We start from the raw sequence: 17,430 nt of genomic DNA, 5'->3' as shown, positions 1-17,430 counted from the left end.
GTTTCGTCAGACCGTCTCGGTCGCGCCGCTCATCAACTCGGGCATCCATTGTTCCCAGCGTCCGCGCAACCCGTCCAGGCTGACATCGAAGGCGCCTTTGGCTTTCAGCCGCGTGCCGCCGGCCTTGCCGACGATCATGGCCGGCACGCCGAGCCCGTCGGCGGTCGTCAGGATCGGATTGACCGAATTGCCATCCGTACTGATGAGGTAGCGGGCCTGATCTTCGCCGAAATACCAGGCATGGGCAGGCAGCTCGCTCGGATTGATCAGCTCCATGCCGATGCCTGACGCGAACGCCATCTCGCAAGCGGCCGCCGCGAGGCCGCCGTCCGACAGGTCGTGCACGGCCCGCACGCGGCGGTTGCGGATCAGTTTCCGGACATAATCGCCATTGTGCCTTTCGGCCTGCAGATCGACGGGCGGCGGGGCGCCGTCCTCGCGGTTCTGCAAGGCGCGCAGGAAGATCGAGCTGCCAAGCCAGCCTTCCGTTGCGCCGATCAGGATCAGCGTATCGCCGGGCCGGGCGCCGCCCAGGGACTGCACCAGCGTCAGATCCGGGATCAGACCGACCCCGCCCACGGCCGGGGTCGGCGGAATGGCGACGCCGTTCGTCTCGTTGTAGAGTGACACATTGCCGGACACGACCGGATAGTCGAAGGCGCGGCAGGCCTCGTTCATGCCCTCGATGCAGCCGACGAACTGGCCCATGATCTCGGAACGTTCCGGATTTCCGAAGTTCAGGCAATCGGTGATCGCGACCGGATTGGCCCCGACGCAGGTCAGGTTGCGCCAGCTCTCAGCCACGGCCTGCCGACCGCCTTGCACCGGATCGGCATAGCAATAGCGCGGCGTGCAATCGGTCGTGATGGCCACGGCCTTGTCGGTCGGCCCGTCAGGCCCGTGGATGCGCACGATGGCGGCGTCGCCGCCCGACTGGCTGCTATCGACCGTGTCGGCCATGACGTGGCGGTCATACTGTTCCCAGATCCAGCGTTTCGACGCCATGTCGGGATCGGTCATGACCTGGATGAGCGCATCGTTGTAGTCTGCAGGTTCGTCCACTTCGTCCGGCTTGAGGATTTCGCGCGGCGCGGTCGGTTCGTGCGGGCGGTCGTAGTTCGGCGCGTCGTCGGCCAGCGGCGCGATCGGGATGTCGCAGACGGTCTTGCGCTTATGCGTCAGCACCAACCGGCCCGTATCCGTCGTGGTGCCGATTTCGGCGACGTCCAGCTCCCACTTCTCGAACACCTGGAAGGCCAGCTTCTCCTTGCCCGGCTGGATGACCATCAGCATGCGTTCCTGGCTTTCCGACAGCATCATCTCGTAGGCGCTCATGCCCGTTTCGCGCTGCGGCACCTTGTCGAGGTTCAGCGCGATGCCGACGCCGCCCTTGTCGGCCATCTCGATGGAGGAACTGGTCAGGCCCGCCGCGCCCATGTCCTGGATGGCGATGATGGCGTCGGTCGCCATCAGTTCCAGGCAGGCCTCGATCAGCAACTTTTCGGTAAACGGATCGCCGACCTGCACGGTGGGGCGCTTCTCTTCGCTGTCATCGTCGAATTCGGCCGACGCCATGGTGGCGCCGTGGATGCCGTCGCGGCCGGTCTTGGACCCGACATAGAAGATCGGATTGCCGACGCCCTTGGCGGCCGAATAGAAGACGTTGTCGGTGCGGGCGAGGCCGACGCACATGGCGTTGACGAGAATATTGCCGTTATAGCCCGGGTGGAAGTTCGTCTCCCCGCCGACCGTCGGCACGCCGACGCAATTGCCGTAGCCGCCGATCCCGGCGACGACACCCGACACCAGCGCTTTCGTCTTGGGGTGGCCCGGTTCGCCAAAGCGCAGCGCGTTCATCAGCGCGATGGGGCGCGCGCCCATGGTGAACACGTCGCGCATGATCCCGCCCACGCCCGTCGCCGCGCCCTGATAGGGCTCGATGAAGGACGGGTGGTTGTGGGACTCCATCTTGAAGACGATGGCGTCGCCGTCGTCGATGTCGATCACGCCCGCATTCTCGCCGGGCCCCTGGATGACGCGGTCGCTCGTGGTCAGGAACTTGCCCAGATGGCGGCGCGAGGATTTGTACGAGCAATGCTCGCTCCACATGACCGAGAAGATGCCCAGTTCCGTCAGGTTCGGTTCACGGCCGAGCCGGTCGAGCACGATCGCGTATTCATCCTCGGACAGACCGTGTTCGGCGACGATCTCGGGTGTGATCTCGCTCTTTTTCTTGCGCGCCATTACAGCGACCCCACAATGGATTTGAACAGGGTGATGCCGTCCGTGCCGCCATGCACCGTATCCACGGCGCGTTCGGGATGGGGCATCATGCCGAGCACATTGCCGGACGCATTGACGATCCCGGCGATGTCGTTGCGCGATCCGTTGGGGTTTTCGCTGTAGCGGAACACGACCTGGCCGCCGCCTTCGATGCGGCGAAGCGTCTCGTCGTCGGCGAAATAATTGCCGTCGTGATGGGCCACCGGAACGTCGATTTCGTGCTTGGCGTCGTATTGGCTGGTGAAGCGCGTTTTGGCATTGGCCAGACGCAGGCGGCTGATCCGGCAGACGAACTTCTGATTGGCATTGCGCATCAGCGCACCGGGCAGCATCCCGGCTTCGGTCAGGATCTGGAAGCCGTTGCAGATGCCCAGCACCGGCAGGCCCGCCTCGGACTTGTCCTTCAGGTCCCGGATGACCGGCGAGTTGGCGGCGATGGCGCCGGAGCGCAGATAGTCGCCATAGGAGAACCCGCCCGGCACGACGACGAAGCGCACATCGTCGGGGATGGACGTGTCCTTGTGCCACACCATGCGGGGCGGTTTGCCCGTGACCTTTTCGAGCGCGACGGCGGCGTCGCGGTCGCAGTTCGAAGCCGGGAAGACGATGACGGCGGTGCTCAAACCTATTCTTCCTCTTCGTCCAGCTCGATGCGGTAGCTTTCGATCACCGTATTGGCGAGCAGGCGTTCGCACATCTCCTTGACGCGGGCTTCGACGGTGTCGCGCTCGCCGGAGGCCAGCTTCAATTCGATGATCTTGCCCTGCGTGACGTCCTGGACTTCGTCGAAGCCGAGGTCGTTGAGGGAGGCGGCGATGGTGCGTCCTTGCGGATCGAGGACACCGGGTTTGAGGCCGACATAGACGCGAGCGATCATGAGGAGTCTCTAATCGTTGGAGGAGATGACGGAGATGTTGGCGGTCGTCGGGTTGGGCTTGAGGATGCCGAGGCGCGTGGCGACTTCCTGGTAGGCCTCGGTGACCTCGCCCAAGTCGCGGCGGAAACGGTCCTTGTCGAGTTTCCTGTCGGTCTCGCGGTCCCACAGGCGGCAGCTGTCGGGGCTGATCTCGTCGGCCAGCACGATCATGTGTCCGCCCATCCCGTCCGGATGTTCCAGCCGCCCGAATTCCAGCTTGAAATCGACCAGCTTGATGCCGATGCCCGCGAACATGCCCTGCAGATAGTCGTTGATGCGCAAGGTCATGGCGATGATCTCGTCCAGTTCGCCTTGGCTCGCCCAGCCGAACGCGTAGATATGTTCTTCGGCGATCAGGGGATCGCCGAGATCGTCGCGCTTGAGGCAGAATTCCACAATGGAGCGCGGCAACTTCTCGCCCTCGTCGATGCCGAGCCGCTTGGACATGGTGCCGGCGGCGACATTGCGGCAGATCACTTCCAAGGGGACGATCTCGACCCGCTTGATGAGCTGTTCGCGCATGTTCAGGCGGCGGATGAAATGGGTCGGGATGCCGATTTCCATCAGCCGCATCATGATGAATTCGCTGATGCGGTTGTTCAGCACGCCCTTGCCGTCCAGCGTCGCCTTCTTCTGCGCGTTGAACGCGGTCGCGTCGTCCTTGAAATATTGGACCAGCGTGCCGGGCTCCGGTCCTTCGTAGAGGATCTTGGCCTTGCCTTCGTAGATTTGCTTGCGGCGGCTCATCGGGCGCGCGACTCCTTGAATGAGGAACGCGCCCCATAGACGAGCGCTCGGCGGGCGGCAACGGCGCGCACCATCCGGTCCCCGTTTAATTTCCCGTCACGTGAAGTTCCGGCGCAATTTGCGCCTTGCCGCCGCGAAACGGGCTTAGTATTGCGCGCTGACGGTGACGCGGCCGGACTTTCCGTGCCGCGCGACAGCTCAAGGATCGCCCCCATGTCCATGTTCGACGACCGCAAGAACGCTTCCGAGACCCGCTTCGCTCTGGACGCGGCCAAGGAATTCAAGGCCGAGGCGCGCCGCAACAAGGCTCTGGGCCATTGGGCGGCCACGCTGATGGGCAAGTCCGGTGCGGAAGCGGACGCCTACGCCTTGCAGGTCATCGCCGCGGACATGGAAGAGGCGGGCGACGAAGACGTTTTCCGCAAGCTGAGCGGCGACCTGTCGGCGGCCGGTGTGGACGTGTCCGACCAGGCCATCCGCGAGCGGATGGCCGAAGAGTTGAAGATTGCGCGCCACGCTATTTACGAGGCGGACGACTGAGGCGGGAAGCCAGTCGGAATTTTCTGGTTCTGCCGCATTCACTCCCGTAAGTCCCGCTCGCCATGGCCACACCCACCACTCACCGCATCGCGCTCTATCCGGGAACGTTCGACCCGATGACGCTGGGGCATCTGGACATCATGAAGCGGGCGTCGCGCCTGTGCGACAAGCTGATCGTGGCGGTCGCCATCAACCGCGGCAAGAACCCGCTCTTCGCTTTGGACGAACGCGTCGAAATGGTGGAAAACGTGGTGTCCGCCTTCCGCGACCGGATCGAGGTGGAAGTGCGACCGTTCGAAGGTCTGCTGATACACTTCGTTGAAGAATGCGGCGCCAGCATGATAGTGCGCGGCCTGCGGGCCGTGTCGGACTTCGAATACGAATTCCAGATGGCGGGCATGAACGATAGGCTCAACCCGGATATAGAGACCGTCTTCCTGATGGCCGATCCGCAATATCAGACCATCGCGTCGCGCTTGGTCAAGGAAATCGCGCGGCTCGGCGGCGACATCGACCAGTTCGTGACCCCGGAGGTCGCGCTGCGATTGAAGGACAAGTACACATGAAGACAGTTTTCCGTCTTGCCGCCCTTTCGGTTCTGGCCTTCGCCAGCCCCGCCTGTTCGGCCGAACCGCCGCAAAGTTACGCCGACGGCGAAGTGACGGCTGGGACCGACATTCCGGACTCGGCCTGGCGGACGGTCGATCCCGAAAACCTCATGCTGATCGATACGGCCTACGGCATGATCGGCGTCGAATTGCTGCCGGAGATCGCGCCGCTGCATGTGGCGCAGGTCAAGCAGCTGGCCCGCGACGGTTTCTACGACGGCGTGCCGTTCCACCGCGTGATCGACGGCTTCATGAACCAGACGGGCGACGGCTCGAACGGCGACGGCACGGGCGACAGCGACCTGCCCAACATTCCGGCGGAATTCAGTTTCCGCCGCGGCGAGGACATGGCCATCACGTTGGTCTCGGCCCGCGGCGCCGAAGAGCAGCAGATCGCCACCGGCTTCTACAAGGGCCTTCCGGTCGCCAGCCAGCCGATCAGCCAGGCGATCCTGACACGCGACGGCAAGGTCGCCGCTTTCGGCCTGCATTGCGCCGGCGTCACTTCGATGGCGCGCACATCCGACCCGGCCAGCGCCAACAGCCAGTTCTTCCTGATGCGCGGCCAGGCCGAACATCTGGATTCGCAATATTCCATCTGGGGCACGACCGTGCTCGGACATGATTATCTCACATCCTTCGAAGAAGGCGTCGTCGGCCAGAATGACGGTTTCGTTCCCGATCAGATGAACAGCGTGCGCATCGCCGCCGATTTGCCGGAGGACGACCGTCCGGTCGTGCAGGTGCTGGACACGGGCTCGGATGCCTTCTCCAGCTGGATCGCAACGCAAACCTATGACGATGTCTGCGATGTGCAGATCCCTACGCGTACGCTCTAACGTTCAATCCCTTACCAACCAGGAACATCATGTCCGAAAAACTCATTCTCACCGTCGATACGCAGACGGGCCAGACCGGCGACGTCACCATCTTGCTGCGCCCGGACCTGGCGCCCAAACATGTCGAGCAGATCACGGCGCTGGTCGAGGACGGCTTTTATGACGGGTTGACCTTCCACCGCGTTATCGACGGCTTCATGGCCCAAGGCGGCTGCCCGGACGGCACCGGCATGGGTGGAGCGAAAAAGCAGATCCCGGCCGAATTCAGCAAGCACCCTCACTTGCGCGGTGTCTGCTCCATGGCCCGCAGCAGTCAGCCCAACAGCGCGTCCAGCCAATTCTTCATCTGCTTGGACGACAGCCAGTTCCTGGACAACCAGTACACCGTCTGGGGGGAAGTCGAGGACGGCATGGACCTGGTCGATGCCTTGCCAAAGGGCGAACCGCCTCGCCACCCCGGCAAGATCGTCAAGGCGAGCGTCGTCGAAGGCTAGGCTTCTTTTCGAAGCCGTCCAGCCATGGACGTTTCCGCATTCGATTTTCACCTGCCGGAGGACCGCATCGCCCTCCGGCCCATGGAGCCGCGCGAAGCCGCGCGGCTTTTGTGCGTGACCGAGCCGCTTAGCGATCACACGGTCGGCGATCTGCCTGACCTGCTGCAGTCTGGCGATCTGCTGGTTCTGAACGACACGAAGGTCATACCGGCCGCCTTGTCCGCCATCCGTCCAGCCCGGCCCGTCGGGGGCGGGGGCGACGTCTCCTTGACGATCAACCTGCACAAGCGCACCGCGCCGGACCGCTGGCGTGCGTTCATCCGGCCCGCCAAGCGATTGAAGATCGGCGACGCCGTTCTCTTCGCGGACAAGTCCGCAAGCAATTTCCGGGCCGAAGTCATGGCCATCCGCGACGGCGGCGATGTCGAACTTCGTTTCGACCGGTCTGGCGACGCGCTGGATGCGGCCGTGTCAGCGCATGGACGAATGCCGTTGCCGCCCTATATCGCCAGGAAGCGTGCCGCCGATGCCCGCGATGAACGGGACTACCAAACGGTCTATGCGGATGACCCGGGCAGCGTGGCCGCCCCGACGGCGGGTTTGCATTTCACGCCGCAGCTCATGGCGCGTCTTCATGACCGCGGCGTGCGGACCGCGCGGCTGACGCTGCATGTCGGGGCCGGAACGTTTCTGCCGGTCAAGTCGGACCGCACCGAAGATCATGACATGCATAGCGAATGGTTCGAGATCGAGGACGAGACCGCTGCAGAGATTGTCGAGACCCGGAAAACAGGGGGCCGCATCATAGCCGTCGGAACGACGGCACTGCGCGCGCTCGAAGCTTCGAACGGCCGCGCCATGTCCGGCGAAACGGATATATTCATCACGCCCGGATACCGTTTCCGCGTCGTCGACGGATTGATGACCAATTTCCATCTGCCGCGCTCGACCCTGTTCATGCTGGTCAGCGCCCTGGCCGGTCTGGACCGTATGCAGGCGGCCTATGCCCATGCGATCGCGGAAGAATACCGTTTCTACTCCTACGGCGACAGCTCGCTCATCTGGAAGGCCTAGGATGGCGATCTTTCCCTTCGACATCGATGCGACCGAGGACCGCGCCCGCACCGGCACGCTGCGCACCCCGCGCGGCGACATCCGCACGCCGGCCTTCATGCCGGTCGGCACGGCCGCGACCGTCAAGGGCGTCTATATGGATCAGGTCAGGCAAGCCGGGGCGGACATCATCCTCGGCAACACCTATCATCTTATGCTGCGGCCCGGCGCGGAGCGGATCGCGAAACTGGGCGGGCTGCACGAATTCTGCCGCTGGGACAGGCCGATCCTGACCGATTCGGGCGGGTTCCAGGTCTGGTCGCTGTCCAAGCTGCGCACCATGAGCGAGGAAGGGGTCGAGTTCCGGTCCCATATCGACGGTTCCAAGCATATGTTGAGCCCGGAGCGCTCCATGCAGATCCAGGCCGAATTGCTGGGCGCCGACATCTGCATGCAGTTCGACGAATGCACGCCGTTCCCGGCCAGCCCGGATCAGGCGCGGTCGTCGATGGAGTTGTCGCTGCGCTGGGGCGAGCGATCGCTGGAGGCGTTCGGCGAGCGGCCCAGCCAGACCCTGTTCGCCATAGTGCAAGGCTCGGTCTATCCGGATCTGCGCGCCGAATCGGCGGAGCGCTCCATCCGTTTGGGCGGATATGGCGGTTATGCTGTCGGTGGTCTCGCGGTCGGGGAAGGGCACGAGACGATGTGCGACGTGCTGGACGCTACGACACCGCACCTGCCCGCCGAGAGACCGCGCTACCTGATGGGCGTCGGCAAGCCGATCGATCTGGTCGAGGCGGTCTGGCGCGGCATCGACATGTTCGATTGCGTCATCCCGACCCGGTCCGGCCGTCACGGGCAGGTCTGGACCGACCGTGGGCCCTACAACATCAGGCGCGCCGAATTCGCCGAAGACGACAGCCCGCTCGATGCGTCGGTCGACTGCCCGGCCTCGCGGACCTATTCGAAAGCCTATGTCCACCACCTGATCCGCTCCGGCGAGATGTTGGGCCAGATGATCCTGTCCTGGCACAACATCGCCTACTTCGAAGATCTCATGCGCCGAATCCGCGTCGAGATCGCCGGCGGAACCTTTGGCGCGTTCGTCGTCCGGTTCCGCCAAGAGTGGGGCTGAAATAGAAGGGCCAAGGCGGCTTGACCTGTTCTGCCGCCGCGCCTAGGTAGCGCCCGCTTCCGCAAACCGGCATCCGGATCGTTGCGGCCGTTTTTGGCAAGCGCCCATAGCTCAGTTGGTAGAGCGCCTCACTTTTAATGAGGATGTCCACGGTTCGAGTCCGTGTGGGCGTACCAAATCTTCCCGATTAGGATTTCGTTGACTCTGTCACGAGGCGAAACTGGTGCAGTTTTGCAACGTTTACGGGAAAACTGTCGCAAAACTTGACCGAAATCCAAAACTCCCGTTGGCATTATGGAACGCTTTCGTGTAGCAGCGGTTTCAGGAGTCGCGTCGCATCCGCGTGCGTAAACCTGAATCGAACTAATGGCTTGGACCATTTACGGAGGAAAATCATGAAGCATAGGCTTCTCATCGCCGCAGCCGCGACAGCGCTCATGGCAGTGCCGACGCTTGCAACCGCACAGGATAGCGGCGTCTATATCAAGGGACAGGCAGGTTACGGCGTCGTCACCGATGCCGACATCGTGCCGACAAATTCGGCGTTTCCGGGTATGCTCGGCGAAGTTCAGGGCCAAGGCGATCTCGCTCTGGGGCTGGCTCTCGGCTATGACTATGGCAATGGCTGGCGCATCGAGCTTGAAGGCTCTCAGCTTCAAAACGACCTCGGCGCCATCGACAATCAGCCCTTCACGACGGCGGGCATCCGCTCCAATGCGCTGATGCTCAACGCTTTTTACGACTTCAACGATTTCGGCCGCTTCGAGCCCTATATCGGTGCTGGTCTGGGTATTGTGAGTAATGACCTGACTTTGGCCGCGCAGGACTTCCAAAACGGTCCCGTGCTCGTTCGTCACCCTGTTTGCGTGACGCAGCCGCCTAACGCTGCTGCATTCCGTGCCTGCCAGGTTGACGATAAGGACACGGGTTTCGGCTGGAACCTCATGGCAGGTCTTGGCTACAACATCACCGATAACCTGACCTGGGATACAACCTACAAATATTCCGATCTTGGCGATGCCGATCTGGACGGCACCTACATCCAAGCGGGCGTTCCGGGAACAGGCGGCGTGTTTGCCAGCCTCGGTGCAACGGTCGAGGACCTGACCTCGCATACGCTGATGACGGGTTTCCGCTATCGCTTCGGCAAGGTTACGCCTCCGCCGCCTCCGCCTCCGCCCGTCGTCTACACGTGTGACGACGGCATCACAACCGTCACGGATCTGGCGCTTTGCCCGCCTGCGACGGTTCTTTGCTGGGACGGCGTGACGGAAGTCACCGATCTCGATCTGTGTCCGCCTGAGCCTGTCCGTCTGACTTGCCCGGATGGCCTCACGGTCGTATCCGATCTGGCCATGTGCCCGGTGAATGCATGTGAAGAGCAATTCCGCCAGGAACTGATCTATTACGAATTCGACGTGGCCGAGTCCGCTGAGACACGTAACACGATCAACCGTATTCTCGACGTCGGCCAGTTCTGCCGCATCGACAATATCCGGGTCGTCGGTCACACCGATACGTCTGGTCCGGCCTCCTACAACCAGGGTCTGTCCCAACGCCGTGCCGAAGACGCTCGCGAAGAGCTGATCCGCCAGGGTGTCAATGCCGGGATGATCGCCTCCGAAGGCAAAGGCGAGACCGAGCCATTCGTCCAGACCGGCGACGGTGTGCGCGAACAGCTGAACCGCCGTACGGAAGTTCTTCTGACGCTGTCCGAAGTCGGCACAGCGATGATGAACAACTAGGCTTCTCGGACATTCCGAAAGCAAGAAGCCCGGCTTTCGAGCCGGGCTTTTTCTTTGCGCGCTCGTAACACCCCTATCGTCGACGCTCGTGATGTGAATTGTTTTCGACGCATGCTTTTCGGTGCGACCAAACATGCTGGCCACGGCGAGTCTGCGTGAGTGCCGCGAAGCGACACGAGGCGTTGCCCTGCTTCGTGATGGGGAAGCGAAAGAAGAACCATCCACACGAAGGCGAAGCCCGCGCGGGGAGTCCGACCCCCTGCCGCCGCCCGGTCTGCGACACATGGCCCTTGTAGTCCGCGGCCCCTTTCGTCCCTGGAGGGGCAAGAGGCTAAAAGTGGGTGATGGGGCTTGGCGTAGGGAAAGCCCGGATGATTTGTGCGATGGATACGGATCGGCGTCGGAACTAGGCCTGTCCGGTCTTCCGGACATCGGCATCAGAGCGACATCTCGTCCATCCTCCTTTCGTGCCGGCACCTATTGCCTGAATTCGGTCGAGGTTAGGTTCACAAGAGGTGGCGGCAAACCCGCCCTCGTCTCGTGAGTGTGAACGACAACAAACCTGGGAGAATGTGTTGGCGACGGTGTCTTTTGCAGGCCTCGTTCCAGGCTTGGCCCGGAGTCCATCACCAGACCGCTGGCCTAGCCGATAGGGCTGGAAGGCGGATTCCGGGCCAAGCCCGGGATGAGGTTGCGGGGAGATGGGCAAGCCAAGCCGTGACGACAGATCGACGTAAGACAAACGATAGCCTTTGATCCACCGCTCATCCCGACGGATGTCGGGATCCAGGCGGCGGGCTGGCTCGAGCGTGGTTGTGCGGCTACGAGCTGAACCCCGACACATCGGGGTATGCGGACAAAGAGGCGACCAGCACACCACACACCGACTCGATTTACGGCGGATTTTTTTCCCTTCTATCCTCTAGAACAAATCTGCTGAGCGGGAGGTTTGCGACGAACGGTTTCGCCGTTCTTGGATCTGCACGCAAGACGAAAGCTGCAAGAGCCGGTGCCGAGATGGACCCAGACCTGTTCGATCAAGCTGGACCTAAATCCACCTCCAAAGATCCGATCGAATGTGTGAAGTTGTTGGGCAGGATCGTCTGTTGGCCGGTCCACGCAATGTCAGGGAAACGGTCGAATATCTGCGTGAAGGCGGCGTTCAGCTGCATGTTGGCGATGCGCTGGCCCATGCAGAGGTGGGGGCCGGTGCCGAAGGCGATATGCTTGGAGGCATTTTCGCGCGTCACGATGAACCGGTCGGGGTCGGGAAAGACTTCGGGATCGCGGTTGCCGGCTCCGTACCACATGACGATCTTTTCGCCCTTGGCGATCATCTGTCCGCGGATCTCCGTCTCCTGCAAAGCGGTGCGGCGCATATACATGACCGGGCTGACCATGCGCACGATTTCGTGACACATGTTCGGGATCAGCGAGCGGTCGGTCAGCACCTTAGCTTTCTCGTCAGGAAACCGGCCCAGCAGGCGCAAGCCGCCGGACAGGGAGTTGCGTGTGGTATCGTTCCCGGCGATAATGATGAGCAGCCAGGATCCGTCGAGAAATTCGTCTGGCAGTCGTTCGCCGTCGATCTCGACATTGGCGATGGCCGAAAGCAGGTCGCCGGTCGGATTGGCCCGCCGTGCCAGCAAGATGTCGCGGCCATAGGCGAACATCGCTTCGACTTCGGTCAGGAATGTCATGACCAGTTGCGGGTCGATGGATGACGGATCGCCGGTGCCGAGCACGTATGTCGCCATTTCCAGCATATCCATCCAGTCGCGGATCTGGGGTCGGTCGGCTTCTGGCACGCCTAGCATTTCACACAGGGTGAAGAGAGGCAGCCGGGAGGAGAAATGCTCGACCCAGTCCAGGCGCGGTCCGTTCCGTTCGACGCCGTCGAGCAAGTGCGTCACGCGTTGATCGACCTTGCGGCGCAGATCGGCGACGAAATCCGGGCGCACGAACTGCATGTGTTCGCGCCGCAGCTGCATGTGGTGCGGAGCGTCCAGGCAGATCATGGTGTTGAGCGAGGCGGAGTGCAGCTTGGGATGCTGTCGGGCATCGTTGGCATAAGCCATCATGATGCCGCCCATCTGCGAGGACCAGATGCCGGTATCGAGGCTGGCCGCTCGGATATCGTCGTAACGCGTCAGTGCCCAGAAGCCTTCCAGCTTCTTGTTGTCCAGCGGATGCCACATGACCGGAGCCGTTTCGCGCATCGATCGGAACGCCTTCCAAGGCGGTTCCACGGCGAAAGTGAGGGGTTCGCCCAGATCGGCAGGGGGCGTCAGAGGGTATTGGATCGGGTGAACCGGATCGCGCGGGCCGCGGTCGGGAAGGACGGTATCCGTGACCAATTGCAAACCCATATGCGTTCCCCTGCGTGTATCAGCGCCCGTCGGGCCGTCCGATCACGAGATTGAACGGCCTGACGTCGATGTCGGCCGACAGACCCGCCACGGCGTAGGGATCTTCGGCCATCCAGGCTTCCAATGCCTCGCGGGACGGCGCTTTGACAATTAGCAGGGACCCACGCATCACATCCATGTCGTCGAGCCAAGGTCCGGCCGACAGAACGGTGCAGTTAGACGGTTGGCCGAGCCAGTCCAGATGGTCCTGCCGGATGCGGGCGCGGATGTCCGGGCCTTCGGCGACGTCTTTGGACAGGATCATGAAATCGGGCATGGCGCGGCTCTAACGCCGCGCCGCGATGTCCGCAATCCACCGCGGTGCGTCAGGCGTCGTTCGTCAGCGGTCTGCCGGGCCGGGGAAGAAGAAATCGTTGGCCGAGGCGCAACGGTCAGTGAACAATGCATCCGAGACGAGGTCTCGCACGGCCGGACGTATGGTCGAGCCCGCTTGGCGTCTGACATAAGCCCGGACGTCCTGGCGGTAAGTCCGTAACGGCAGCTCGAATTTCATGATCTTGACGACGCAAAGGCAGTCGGCCTTGCCAATCCCGTCCAGCACGCACCGATTGGCGAGGGCGACATCCTCCGTCTGAGTGGCCATGTCGCGGGCCATGACCGGGGCCGCAGTAACCGGGGTCATAGAGGCCTTCGTTACGGAGGCAGGCCGCAGCGGTGTCTGCGCGGCATCGGCCGGCCAGAACAAGCCGGCGAGCGTGGCGGCGAACAGAAGGCTGATGGCGGATGTCCAAGGCGACATGATTTCACTCCGACCGCGACGGTCTGCAGCGCGGGGATTCGCGCGACATGTGCCTGCTAGGCGCGGCCAGATAGGAGAGACATTGCCCATATGGTACAAATGGGCCGAAAAGATGACTTTTTGGAAAGGCGGATAAAACAAAGGCCCGCCGACAATGCCAGCGGGCCTCGTTTTGAAGTTTGGGTCTTACGGGACACCATGCCCGCTTCGTTGTGGTTCACTCTGTGGACGCATCCGGCGAGCAAACCCTACCCAGTTTCGCGTTTACGAAAGGCTGAGCTAACAGCTCTGGGCAGACCCCTCAAAAAAGATAGACAAATCACACCTCCTTTCTCAACGCGGCCCCACAATGGGACGGCTAACGATAGATCCATAATTGGGGTGACTCCACGCTGCGGGCAAGCATGAAATTATGTGAAATTGCAGCCTCGGTTAAGGGATGGGTAACGCTGTTTCAGGCAGCGTCGGGGATGAAGTCCAGCGCAACGCCGTTATTGCAGTAGCGCAGACCCGTCGGGGCAGGCCCGTCCTTGAAGACATGACCCTGATGCCCGCCACAGCGCGCACAGTGATATTCGGTGCGCGGCACGATCAGCTTGAAGTCGCGCTTTGTGTCCACCGCGCCGTCTATATAGTCGAAGAAGCTCGGCCAGCCCGTACCCGAATCGAATTTCATGTCTGTCTTGAACAAAGGCAATCCGCACCCGGCACAGACGAAGGTGCCGGGGCGTTTTTCGTCGTTGAGCGGGCTGGAGAAGGGGCGCTCCGTGCCCTCCTTGCGCAGGACGTGGAACTCCTCTTCGGTCAGGCGCTCTTTCCAGTCCGCCTTGGTCAGTTCGGCCCAGTCGGTGTCGGTGTCTAATGCGCTCATGACGTCTGTCTTTCTCTGAAGGGTTGCCCGGGAGGCGGGTGCGGACGATGCGCCGCACGCCGTGAGGACGATGGCGGAACTTCCGAAGGCGAGGCTGCTCAAGGCGAATCGGCGTCTGTCGATCATGTCGGTCTCTCCGTCGGATCGGACTCCGCTCCGACGTAAGGATTTACGCGTGACACGCCAATCAGGTTTCTCTCACGCCTGAGTGACCGCGGTTTGCACAAGGGCGAGCGTGGCCGCCAGGATCAGCGCAGCCCAGCCGTTGGACTTGAACAGGCGCAGCGCGCCGCGACGGTCATCAGAGCGGAGTTTCATGACCTGCCAGAAAAGATGGATGGCGAAGGGAATGACGGCGAGGGCGGCGAGAGGCATCTGCGAGATCGACAGTCCGGCCGTGATCGCCGCGACGCACAGGCCGTAGCTCAGCGCCACACCCGACCTGACTCGCGACCCGAAGCGGCGCGCCGTGCTGCGGATGCCGGCCATGGCGTCGTCTTCCAGATCCTGCAGAGCGTAGATCGTGTCGTAGCCGACCGTCCACATCGCCATCCCCGCATAGACAAGCCCGATCGTCGCATCGAGCCCGCCGGTCTTGATCGCATAGGCCACCAGCACCGCGCAATTGAACGTCAGGCCAAGCCAGACCTGCGGCCACCAGGTGATGCGCTTCATGAACGGGTAGGCGGCGACGAGGGGGATCGAGGCAAAAGCGACAAGTTTCGCGCCCCAAGGCAGGGCGAGCCAGACGACGAAGCCGATGGCGAGTTGCGCGACGAGCCAAAGCCAGGCCCGCCTCACCGTGACTTGCCCGGAGGGCAGGGGGCGCGACTGCGTCCGTTCGACTTGGGCATCCAGATCCCGGTCGACGATATCGTTATAGGTGCAGCCGGCTCCGCGCATGGCGACGGCCCCGATCAGGATCAGGCCGCCCCAGTAAAGGGGTGACCAGACCTGCCAGCCCGGACGGCACAGCCAGGACGGCACCATCAGGCCGACCCAGCCGGGCAAGGCGAGCAGCCAATAGCCGACAGGGCGGTCGAGGCGGGAAAGCTGCAAATAGGGGCGGAGAAAACTGGGTGTGCGGTTGACCCAATGCGTGTTGCGGCTGTCGGCGACCTTGGACATGATTATGTCTAGCGGCGCGCCTCATAAAGCGCGATTCCCGCCGCCGTGGCCACGTTCAGGCTTTCCGCTTGCCCCGCGACGGCATGGCTTTGCATCGGGATGCGGGCTAGCACGTCGCAATTCTTGGCGACCAGCTCGCGCAGGCCCGGCCCTTCCGCGCCCATGACGAGGGCGCGGCGCCCGCCGCCCGATAGCGCATCCGGCAAGGTCGTCTCGGTTTCGCCTGCCAACCCAACGACGGTGTAGCCGAAATTCTGCAACGTCTTGAGCGACTGGGCGATGTTGACCTCCAGGCAGACGGGCACGGTTTCCACGCAGCCCACGGCAACCTTGGCGGTTGCGCCGAACAATGGTGGGGCCTTGCGGGTCTGCATGACGAGCGCGGAGACACCGAACGCACTGCACAGGCGCAGCATGGCACCGACATTATGCGGATCGGTGATCTGGTCCAGCACGAGGATGAGTGCGTCGTCATCCGCATCGTCGGCCAGCTGCGACAGGTCCGGCCATTCCAGCGGCGCGGCCTTGACCGCGACGCCTTGATGAGCCGCGCCGCGCGGCAAGGCGGTGTCGATATAATTCATCGCCACCATTTTCAGATTGGGATGACCGTCGGCGAGGCCCAGCCGTCCGGCGGCCTGTTCCGTCACCATGATCTGATGGATGGTGCGGCGCGGATTGGCCAACACGGCCTGCACGGCGTGCCAGCCCCAGATCCAGGGATTGGGTCCGGCGCCCTTATTGCTGCGTTTGTTGTAGTTTCCGCGATTCGGCTTGCGCGGTGTCGTGACGGCGCCATGATCGCGCGCGCCCTTGGATCGGCGCGGGCCGCCTTTTTTCGCGTCCCTAGCCGACCCGCCGATCATGCCTTTCGAGCGCATGGGAGAGTCCCGGTCCGGATGACCGCCTGAGTTTCCCGTCTGGCGTGCATTATGGGGCGCGCCGCCGCCTTTGCCGCCACGCTTGCCGCTGGCATGGCCGCCACCGGGGCGCCGTCGGCTCTTTCCGCCCGTTCCGCCTGCGTTTTCGTTCTTGCGCGGACCGTCGTCCATCGTTATATGCCCGCCTCGATCAACATCATGTCTCTGTCTTCCAGCGCGGCTAACACGATGGCCATGCGGGCGACAGAGCGTTTTTTGTTGGAAAACAGCACTTTCGGGCTTTCGATCCATCGGCCGGGTCGGATGCTTCGGGGTATCAGGAGTTCCTTCAGGGAGGGGTGGCCGAGTGGTTAAAGGCGCCAGACTGTAAATCTGGTCACTATGTGTACGTTGGTTCGAATCCAACCCCCTCCACCACTTCCGCAGGATTTCAACGGGCCGTACGGTCTCGATCAACGCGGCGGGTATAGCACAATGGTAGTGCAGCAGCCTTCCAAGCTGAGTATGCGGGTTCGATTCCCGCTACCCGCTCCAGAATACGGCGTCGCTTCGCAAGGAATGACGCTGCAGACATAATGAACCCTTAACGGCCTGATAGGTGGGCCAGATGAGAGGATGAGCCACATGGCCAAGGAAAAGTTCGAGCGCACGAAGCCGCATGCCAACATCGGCACGATCGGTCACGTGGACCACGGCAAGACGACGCTGACGGCGGCGATCACGAAGTATTTCGGGGATTTCAAGGCGTATGACCAGATCGACGGCGCGCCGGAAGAGAAGGCCCGCGGGATCACGATCAGCACGGCGCACGTGGAGTACGAGACGGACGCGCGTCACTACGCCCACGTCGACTGCCCCGGCCACGCCGACTACGTCAAGAACATGATCACGGGTGCGGCGCAGATGGATGGCGCGATCCTGGTGGTGAACGCCGCCGACGGACCGATGCCCCAGACGCGCGAGCACATCCTGCTCGGTCGCCAGGTCGGCATTCCCGCCATGGTGGTCTACATGAACAAGGT

At 62.6% G+C, this 17,430-nt stretch carries 18 protein-coding genes and 3 tRNA genes; 11 read left to right on the top strand and 10 right to left on the bottom strand.

All coding sequences use genetic code 11. From position 1 onward, the window contains the following. Window positions 1-6: 6 nt before the first annotated feature. From purL to purC, 4 genes are read right to left on the bottom strand one after another with little or no spacing between them, the layout of a single operon-like run. Window positions 7-2,244: a phosphoribosylformylglycinamidine synthase subunit PurL gene (gene purL / locus Q0718_RS12480; RefSeq protein WP_298918485.1), complete on the bottom strand. Its 2,238-nt coding sequence runs from the start codon at window positions 2,242-2,244 to the stop codon at window positions 7-9. Further along, window positions 2,244-2,906: a phosphoribosylformylglycinamidine synthase subunit PurQ gene (purQ, locus tag Q0718_RS12475; protein WP_298918483.1), complete on the bottom strand. Its 663-nt coding sequence runs from the start codon at window positions 2,904-2,906 to the stop codon at window positions 2,244-2,246. The genes purL and purQ overlap by 1 nt, the downstream gene beginning before the upstream one ends. Window positions 2,907-2,908: 2 nt before the next feature. After that, complete coding sequence (purS, locus tag Q0718_RS12470; protein ID WP_298918481.1) at window positions 2,909-3,160, bottom strand: phosphoribosylformylglycinamidine synthase subunit PurS; 252 nt, start codon at window positions 3,158-3,160, stop codon at window positions 2,909-2,911. Between the two features lie 9 nt (window positions 3,161-3,169). After that, window positions 3,170-3,946, bottom strand: coding sequence for a phosphoribosylaminoimidazolesuccinocarboxamide synthase (purC, locus tag Q0718_RS12465; RefSeq protein WP_298918478.1), 777 nt, complete (start codon window positions 3,944-3,946; stop codon window positions 3,170-3,172). Window positions 3,947-4,159: 213 nt separating this feature from the next. On the opposite strand from purC, the gene Q0718_RS12460 reads away from it, so the two are divergent. From Q0718_RS12460 to Q0718_RS12425, 8 genes are all read left to right on the top strand, one after another. Further along, window positions 4,160-4,486, top strand: a complete 327-nt coding sequence (locus tag Q0718_RS12460; protein ID WP_298918475.1) for a DUF1476 domain-containing protein — start codon at window positions 4,160-4,162, stop codon at window positions 4,484-4,486. Between the two features lie 62 nt (window positions 4,487-4,548). Then, window positions 4,549-5,052, top strand: a complete 504-nt coding sequence (coaD, locus tag Q0718_RS12455) for a pantetheine-phosphate adenylyltransferase (RefSeq protein WP_298918471.1) — start codon at window positions 4,549-4,551, stop codon at window positions 5,050-5,052. Then, entirely contained in the window at window positions 5,049-5,933 is an 885-nt protein-coding gene (locus Q0718_RS12450) for a peptidylprolyl isomerase (RefSeq protein WP_298918469.1), read from the top strand. Before coaD ends, Q0718_RS12450 begins: the two co-directional genes overlap by 4 nt. A gap of 29 nt (window positions 5,934-5,962) precedes the next feature. Further along, complete coding sequence (locus Q0718_RS12445; protein WP_298918466.1) at window positions 5,963-6,427, top strand: peptidylprolyl isomerase; 465 nt, start codon at window positions 5,963-5,965, stop codon at window positions 6,425-6,427. Between the two features lie 24 nt (window positions 6,428-6,451). Next, window positions 6,452-7,501, top strand: a complete 1,050-nt coding sequence (gene queA / locus Q0718_RS12440; RefSeq protein WP_298918463.1) for a tRNA preQ1(34) S-adenosylmethionine ribosyltransferase-isomerase QueA — start codon at window positions 6,452-6,454, stop codon at window positions 7,499-7,501. Between the two features lies 1 nt (window position 7,502). Beyond that, window positions 7,503-8,615, top strand: a complete 1,113-nt coding sequence (gene tgt / locus Q0718_RS12435; protein WP_298918460.1) for a tRNA guanosine(34) transglycosylase Tgt — start codon at window positions 7,503-7,505, stop codon at window positions 8,613-8,615. A 100-nt stretch (window positions 8,616-8,715) separates the two neighbouring features. Then, window positions 8,716-8,791, top strand: a tRNA-Lys gene (locus Q0718_RS12430). 219 nt (window positions 8,792-9,010) lie between these two features. Next, window positions 9,011-10,360 carry an outer membrane beta-barrel protein gene (locus Q0718_RS12425; protein ID WP_298918457.1) on the top strand — a complete coding sequence of 450 codons (1,350 nt, stop codon included), beginning with the start codon at window positions 9,011-9,013 and terminating at the stop codon, window positions 10,358-10,360. A gap of 1,037 nt (window positions 10,361-11,397) precedes the next feature. Here Q0718_RS12425 and Q0718_RS12420 read toward each other — a convergent pair. The 6 genes from Q0718_RS12420 to Q0718_RS12395 all read right to left on the bottom strand — a co-directional run bounded on the left by Q0718_RS12420 (window position 11,398) and on the right by Q0718_RS12395 (window position 16,579). Further along, window positions 11,398-12,729, bottom strand: a complete 1,332-nt coding sequence (locus Q0718_RS12420; protein ID WP_298918454.1) for a cytochrome P450 — start codon at window positions 12,727-12,729, stop codon at window positions 11,398-11,400. A 19-nt stretch (window positions 12,730-12,748) separates the two neighbouring features. Continuing rightward, window positions 12,749-13,045 carry a YciI family protein gene (locus Q0718_RS12415; RefSeq protein WP_298918451.1) on the bottom strand — a complete coding sequence of 99 codons (297 nt, stop codon included), beginning with the start codon at window positions 13,043-13,045 and terminating at the stop codon, window positions 12,749-12,751. 63 nt (window positions 13,046-13,108) lie between these two features. Further along, window positions 13,109-13,528, bottom strand: a complete 420-nt coding sequence (locus Q0718_RS12410; protein WP_298918448.1) for a hypothetical protein — start codon at window positions 13,526-13,528, stop codon at window positions 13,109-13,111. A gap of 454 nt (window positions 13,529-13,982) precedes the next feature. Then, window positions 13,983-14,399 carry a peptide-methionine (R)-S-oxide reductase MsrB gene (gene msrB / locus Q0718_RS12405; RefSeq protein ID WP_298918445.1) on the bottom strand — a complete coding sequence of 139 codons (417 nt, stop codon included), beginning with the start codon at window positions 14,397-14,399 and terminating at the stop codon, window positions 13,983-13,985. A gap of 198 nt (window positions 14,400-14,597) precedes the next feature. Continuing rightward, window positions 14,598-15,527 carry a 4-hydroxybenzoate octaprenyltransferase gene (gene ubiA, locus Q0718_RS12400; protein WP_298918442.1) on the bottom strand — a complete coding sequence of 310 codons (930 nt, stop codon included), beginning with the start codon at window positions 15,525-15,527 and terminating at the stop codon, window positions 14,598-14,600. 8 nt (window positions 15,528-15,535) lie between these two features. Further along, window positions 15,536-16,579, bottom strand: a complete 1,044-nt coding sequence (locus tag Q0718_RS12395; protein ID WP_298918440.1) for an RNA methyltransferase — start codon at window positions 16,577-16,579, stop codon at window positions 15,536-15,538. A 161-nt stretch (window positions 16,580-16,740) separates the two neighbouring features. Here Q0718_RS12395 and Q0718_RS12390 point away from each other — a divergent pair. From Q0718_RS12390 to Q0718_RS12380, 3 genes are all read left to right on the top strand, one after another. Beyond that, a tRNA-Tyr gene (locus Q0718_RS12390) sits at window positions 16,741-16,825 on the top strand. A gap of 43 nt (window positions 16,826-16,868) precedes the next feature. After that, window positions 16,869-16,942: transfer RNA gene (locus tag Q0718_RS12385), tRNA-Gly, on the top strand. Window positions 16,943-17,032: 90 nt separating this feature from the next. Further along, window positions 17,033-17,430: GTP-binding protein (locus Q0718_RS12380; protein ID WP_298918437.1), on the top strand; the 398-nt coding region annotated here is incomplete at its 3' end.

The organism is uncultured Algimonas sp. (genome assembly GCF_947498175.1).
Taxonomy (GTDB): domain Bacteria; phylum Pseudomonadota; class Alphaproteobacteria; order Caulobacterales; family Maricaulaceae; genus Litorimonas.
This window is presented reverse-complemented; position numbering and strand designations above follow the sequence as displayed.

Bases quoted from the DNA above. Each gene is read 5' to 3' on its own strand.
- Q0718_RS12445 (WP_298918466.1), top strand. From the start codon at position 5,963: ATGTCCGAAAAACTCATTCTCACCGTCGATACGCAGACGGGCCAGACC.
- Q0718_RS12395 (WP_298918440.1), bottom strand. From the start codon at position 16,579: ATGGACGACGGTCCGCGCAAGAACGAAAACGCAGGCGGAACGGGCGGA.
- Q0718_RS12410 (WP_298918448.1), bottom strand. From the start codon at position 13,528: ATGTCGCCTTGGACATCCGCCATCAGCCTTCTGTTCGCCGCCACGCTC.
- purS (WP_298918481.1), bottom strand. From the start codon at position 3,160: ATGATCGCTCGCGTCTATGTCGGCCTCAAACCCGGTGTCCTCGATCCG.
- Q0718_RS12415 (WP_298918451.1), bottom strand. From the start codon at position 13,045: ATGCCCGATTTCATGATCCTGTCCAAAGACGTCGCCGAAGGCCCGGAC.
- queA (WP_298918463.1), top strand. From the start codon at position 6,452: ATGGACGTTTCCGCATTCGATTTTCACCTGCCGGAGGACCGCATCGCC.
- coaD (WP_298918471.1), top strand. From the start codon at position 4,549: ATGGCCACACCCACCACTCACCGCATCGCGCTCTATCCGGGAACGTTC.
- purC (WP_298918478.1), bottom strand. From the start codon at position 3,946: ATGAGCCGCCGCAAGCAAATCTACGAAGGCAAGGCCAAGATCCTCTAC.
- ubiA (WP_298918442.1), bottom strand. From the start codon at position 15,527: ATGTCCAAGGTCGCCGACAGCCGCAACACGCATTGGGTCAACCGCACA.
- purL (WP_298918485.1), bottom strand. From the start codon at position 2,244: ATGGCGCGCAAGAAAAAGAGCGAGATCACACCCGAGATCGTCGCCGAA.
- Q0718_RS12460 (WP_298918475.1), top strand. From the start codon at position 4,160: ATGTCCATGTTCGACGACCGCAAGAACGCTTCCGAGACCCGCTTCGCT.
- Q0718_RS12425 (WP_298918457.1), top strand. From the start codon at position 9,011: ATGAAGCATAGGCTTCTCATCGCCGCAGCCGCGACAGCGCTCATGGCA.
- Q0718_RS12450 (WP_298918469.1), top strand. From the start codon at position 5,049: ATGAAGACAGTTTTCCGTCTTGCCGCCCTTTCGGTTCTGGCCTTCGCC.
- Q0718_RS12420 (WP_298918454.1), bottom strand. From the start codon at position 12,729: ATGGGTTTGCAATTGGTCACGGATACCGTCCTTCCCGACCGCGGCCCG.
- tgt (WP_298918460.1), top strand. From the start codon at position 7,503: ATGGCGATCTTTCCCTTCGACATCGATGCGACCGAGGACCGCGCCCGC.
- msrB (WP_298918445.1), bottom strand. From the start codon at position 14,399: ATGAGCGCATTAGACACCGACACCGACTGGGCCGAACTGACCAAGGCG.